At 64.0% G+C, this 4543-nt stretch carries 7 protein-coding genes; all 7 read left to right on the top strand.

The window, feature by feature from the left end; genetic code table 11:
• On the top strand, positions 1 to 392 hold a 392-nt coding region (gene rpsH / locus QZ184_RS10325; RefSeq protein ID WP_296419472.1), incomplete at its 5' end, for a 30S ribosomal protein S8.
• Positions 393 to 408: 16 nt separating this feature from the next.
• Positions 409 to 948: a 50S ribosomal protein L6 gene (gene rplF / locus QZ184_RS10320; RefSeq protein ID WP_010314956.1), complete on the top strand. Its 540-nt coding sequence runs from the start codon at positions 409 to 411 to the stop codon at positions 946 to 948.
• Positions 949 to 980: 32 nt separating this feature from the next.
• Positions 981 to 1346: a 50S ribosomal protein L18 gene (rplR, locus tag QZ184_RS10315; RefSeq protein ID WP_010314960.1), complete on the top strand. Its 366-nt coding sequence runs from the start codon at positions 981 to 983 to the stop codon at positions 1344 to 1346.
• A gap of 14 nt (positions 1347 to 1360) precedes the next feature.
• A complete protein-coding gene (gene rpsE / locus QZ184_RS10310; protein ID WP_010314962.1) occupies positions 1361 to 2005 on the top strand; it encodes a 30S ribosomal protein S5 in 645 nt (214 codons plus the stop codon).
• Positions 2006 to 2013: 8 nt separating this feature from the next.
• The gene (gene rplO / locus QZ184_RS10305) at positions 2014 to 2466 is read left to right on the top strand and encodes a 50S ribosomal protein L15 (RefSeq protein WP_010314964.1); all 453 of its coding nucleotides are present in this window, start codon (positions 2014 to 2016) and stop codon (positions 2464 to 2466) included.
• A 90-nt stretch (positions 2467 to 2556) separates the two neighbouring features.
• Positions 2557 to 3873, top strand: coding sequence for a preprotein translocase subunit SecY (gene secY / locus QZ184_RS10300; RefSeq protein ID WP_010314968.1), 1317 nt, complete (start codon positions 2557 to 2559; stop codon positions 3871 to 3873).
• Between the two features lie 36 nt (positions 3874 to 3909).
• On the top strand, positions 3910 to 4458 hold the full coding sequence (locus QZ184_RS10295; RefSeq protein ID WP_296416107.1) for an adenylate kinase: 549 nt from the start codon (positions 3910 to 3912) through the stop codon (positions 4456 to 4458).
• Positions 4459 to 4543: the final 85 nt, after the last annotated feature.

Genomic DNA, 4543 nt, shown 5'->3' with positions numbered 1-4543 from the left:
ACGACCCGATTTCCGACATGCTCACCCGCATTCGCAATGCGAGTGAGAAACGTCATCAATCCACCAAGGTGCCTGCCTCGCGCATGGCCCAGAGCATCGCCAAGGTGCTGCAACAGGAAGGTTTCATCGCCGAGATCACCGAAGAAGGTGAAGGCGTGATGAAGCACCTGGTGCTGGAACTCAAGTACAGCGGCAAGCATCGCCAGCCGATCATCCGCACCGTGCAGCGAGTCAGCAAGCCTGGCCTGCGCGTCTACAAGAACACTCGTCAGCTCCCCAAAGTGCTGGGCGGTCTCGGCGTGGCCATCATCTCCACCTCCAAGGGTGTGATGAGCGACCGCGACGCCCGCAAGCAGGGCGTCGGTGGCGAAGTGCTCGCTTACGTCTACTGATTAGGGGGATTGATTCATGTCTCGTATTGGTAAATCGCCGATTCCCGTTCCGGGCGGCGTCACCGTCAGCCTCAACGGCCTTGACGTCAAAGTCAAAGGCCCTAAGGGCGAACTGAGCCGCACCCTGCCTGAGGGCGTGGCCATTGCTCAGGACGGCAGCACCCTTGTGGTCTCCCCCTCCAGCACCAGCCGTCGCTCTCGCGAGCGTCACGGTCTGTGCCGGACCCTCGTGGCCAACATGGTCGAGGGTGTCAGCCAGGGCTTCACCCGCAAGCTCGAGATCGTCGGTGTGGGTTACCGCGCCGCCGTTCAGGGCAAGAAGCTCGTCGTCAGCGCTGGTTACAGCCACCAGGTCGAAATGATCGCCCCCGAGGGCGTGACCTTCGCCGTCGACGGCAACACCACCGTGATTGTCTCCGGCCCCGACAAGGAGCTGGTGGGCAACGAAGCGGCCAAAGTTCGCGCCATCCGTCCCCCCGAGCCTTACAAGGGCAAGGGCATCAAGTACGCGGGCGAACGCATCCTCCGCAAGGCCGGTAAGACCGGTAAGAAGTGAGGTCTGCTTAAGCGTTTTTACCCAGTACTTCCATGTCCACCCTTTCCCGCAAGCAGCAGACACAAAAGCGTCACCGCCGTCTGCGCCGCAATCTCTCCGGCACCGCCGCGCGTCCTCGCCTGGCTGTGTTCCGCTCCAACAACCACATCTACGCACAAGTCATCGACGACGTTGCGCAGAGCACCCTCTGCTCTGCCTCAACCGTCGATAAAGAGCTCCGCAGCAACGTCACCATCGGCGCCACCTGCGATGCTTCTGTCGCAGTCGGTCAGCTGGTCGCCAAGCGTGCCCTTGCCAAGGGCATTCAATCGGTGGTCTTCGATCGTGGCGGCAACCTCTACCACGGCCGTGTCAAGGCCCTGGCTGACGCCGCCCGGGAAGCGGGCCTTCAGTTCTGATCCCTGCTCTCACCATGACCGAAACCAACAACACCCAGTCCAACGCCGTGCCAGCGGCAGCTGACGTGCCCGCAGCGGCCGAAGGTCAGCAGCAGGACCAGCGCCGTGGTGGTCGCGGCGAAGGCCGTGGCGACCGTCGCGGTGGCGACCGCCGTGGCCGTCGTGGCCAGGAGCGTGACTCCGAATGGCAGGAGCGCGTGGTGCAAATCCGCCGCGTCTCCAAGACCGTCAAGGGCGGTAAGAAGATGAGCTTCCGGGCCATCGTTGTCGTCGGCAACGAGAAGGGCCAGGTCGGCGTCGGCGTCGGCAAGGCTGGCGACGTGATCGGTGCTGTCCGCAAGGGCGTCGCCGATGGCAAGAAGCACCTGGTCAAGGTGCCTCTGACCCGTCACTCCTCGATCCCCACCCTGAGCAACGGCCGTGACGGCGCTGCCAGCGTTCTGATCCGTCCCGCTGCCCCTGGTACCGGTGTGATCGCAGGTGGTTCCATCCGTACGGTGCTTGAGCTTGCCGGCATTAAGAACGTGCTCGCCAAGCGCCTAGGCTCCAAGACCCCCCTGAACAACGCCCGCGCCGCCATGGATGCCCTGGCCGGCCTGCGTACCCACAAGGAGACCGCCAAGGAGCGTGGCATCTCCCTCGAGCAGATCTACTCCTGAGGACCGCCATGACGTCGCTCAATCTCCAGTCCCTCGCCCCCCAGAAGGGGGCCCGTCGCCGCAAGCTGCGTAAGGGACGCGGCATCGCCGCCGGCCAAGGCGCCAGCTGCGGTTTCGGCATGCGCGGTCAGAAGTCCCGTTCGGGTCGTCCGACCCGTCCTGGCTTCGAGGGTGGCCAGATGCCTCTGTACCGCCGGGTGCCGAAGCTGAAGCACTTCACCGTGATCAACCCCAAGAACTACACGGTGATCAACGTTGCCAAGCTGTCCGAGCTCAAGGCCGGCAGCACCGTCAACATCGACACCCTGGTGAAGGACGGTCTGGTGACCAACCCCAAGGCCCCCCTGAAGGTCCTGGGTAATGGCGAACTGAGCGTGAAGCTGACCGTCCAGGCGGCCGCGTTCACCGCCTCGGCCCGCCAGAAGATCGAAGCCGCTGGTGGCACCTGCGAAGAGATCTGATCTCCGCTTGTCCACGGCCCATTAAGGTCAATGCCGTCTGGTGATCGGATCGATCGCTAGGCGGTTTTTTCTTGTTCGTCTGCACCTGCCATGGTCGTCAGCCGGGGGCGTAACCCCAGTGCCGGTGAAATCCTCACGCAGCTGGTCCAAGCCAAGGATCTGCGCGACAGGGTTCTCATCACCTTGGGGCTGCTGCTCCTGGTGCGTCTGGGCATCTATATCCCTGTTCCCGGGATCGACCGCCAGGCCTTCCAGGCCTTCGCTGCCCAGGGGGGCTCCCTGCTGGGCTTCCTGGACATCTTCACCGGTGGTGGCATCTCCGCGTTGGGCGTTTTCGCCCTGGGGATCCTTCCCTTCATCAACGCCTCGATCATCATTCAGCTGCTGACCTCCGCCCTGCCGCAGCTGGAGGATCTGCAGAAGAACGAAGGCGAGGCGGGACGCCGCAAGATCGCCCAGTACACCCGCTATGTCGCCCTGGGCTGGGGACTGTTCCAAAGCATCGTCTTTGCCCTGATCCTCCGGCCCTACGCCCTTCCCGGCACACCGGATCTGGTCTTCGTGGTGCAGACGGCGATCGCCCTGGTGACCGGTTCGATGGTGGTGATGTGGCTCAGTGAGGTGATCACCGAGCGGGGCATTGGCCAGGGCGCGTCTCTGGTCATCTACCTGAACATCGTGGCCACCCTCCCCAGGGCCTTGGGCTCGACCATCGAGTTGGCCCAAACCGGCGGTCGTGAGGCCGTTGGCGGCATCGTCGTCCTGGTGGCGGTCTTCCTGATCACCATCGTTGGCATCGTCTGCGTCGAGGAGGGCAGCCGCCGCATCCCGATCGTCAGCGCCAAGCGCCAGGTGGGCGGGGCCGGGATCTCCGCCCGCCAGAGCTACCTGCCCCTGAAGCTCAATGCCGGTGGCGTGATGCCGATCATCTTTGCCTCGGCCGTGGTCTTCCTGCCGCTGCAGATCGCCAACTTCAGCAAGAACCCCACGCTGATTCAGGTCGCCAGTTTCCTGAGCCCCAACAGCAGCACCCCCTGGGTCTATGCGCTGCTCTTCTTCGGGCTGATCATTGGCTTCTCCTTCTTCTACGCCACCCTCACGGTGCGCCCGGTGGACGTGGCCTCCAACCTCAAGCGCGGTGGTGTCGCCATCCCTGGGGTTCGCCCTGGCTCAGCGACCACGGCTTACCTGACGGGTATCCAGAACCGTCTGACCCTGCTGGGCGCCCTCTTCCTCGGGGCTGTGGCGATCGTGCCCTCGGCCGTGGAGTCGGCCACGCGCGTGCAGACCTTCCAAGGCTTGGGTGCCACGAGCCTGTTGATCTTGGTTGGCGTCGCGATTCAGACCGCCAAGCAACTGCAAACCGCCGTGATCTCCCAGCGGTACGAAGGCATGGTTCGCCAGTAACTCCCCCCTCCTTGCTCCTTTTCTTCCTTCCTTGCCATGAAGCAACGTCTGCTGTTCCTCGGTCCCCCCGGCGCCGGTAAGGGCACCCAAGCCCAGAAGCTTGCCGAGAGCCAAGGCCTGCTCCACCTCTCCACCGGTGATCTGCTGCGGGCCGAAGTCGCCGCCGGTAGTGACCTGGGCAAAGAGGCGGAGGCCGTGATGGCCCGCGGTGAGCTGGTGAGCGATGCCCTGGTGCTGGCGATCGTCCGCAGCCGCCTGCAAAACCACAGTGGCGGCTGGTTGCTGGATGGCTTCCCCCGCAACGTCGCCCAGGCCGATGCCCTGGCCAGCCTGCTCGAGGAGCTGGGCCAGCAGATCGAGCTCGTCGTTCTGATGGAACTCGATGACGGTGTTCTGGTGCAGCGATTGCTCTCCCGCGGCCGGGCCGACGACAACGAGGAGGTCATCCGCCACCGCCTGGAGGTCTACCGCGAGCAAACCGAGCCCCTGATTGCCTATTACCGCGAACGTGGGCTGATTGCCCCGGTCGAAGCGGCCGGCACAGTCGACGCCATTGCCGATCGGATCGCAGCCCTGTTGGGTTGACCCCTGTGGTAAGGTCGCTGTTTGGAAATTTGGAGAGACCGCTCCCATGAAGGTGCGTGCCTCGGTCAAGAAAATGTGCGACAAG

This window comes from Vulcanococcus sp. DEBay_Sum22DG08_74 (genome assembly GCF_017852955.1).
In the GTDB taxonomy this organism is placed as follows: domain Bacteria; phylum Cyanobacteriota; class Cyanobacteriia; order PCC-6307; family Cyanobiaceae; genus Vulcanococcus.
This window is presented reverse-complemented; position numbering and strand designations above follow the sequence as displayed.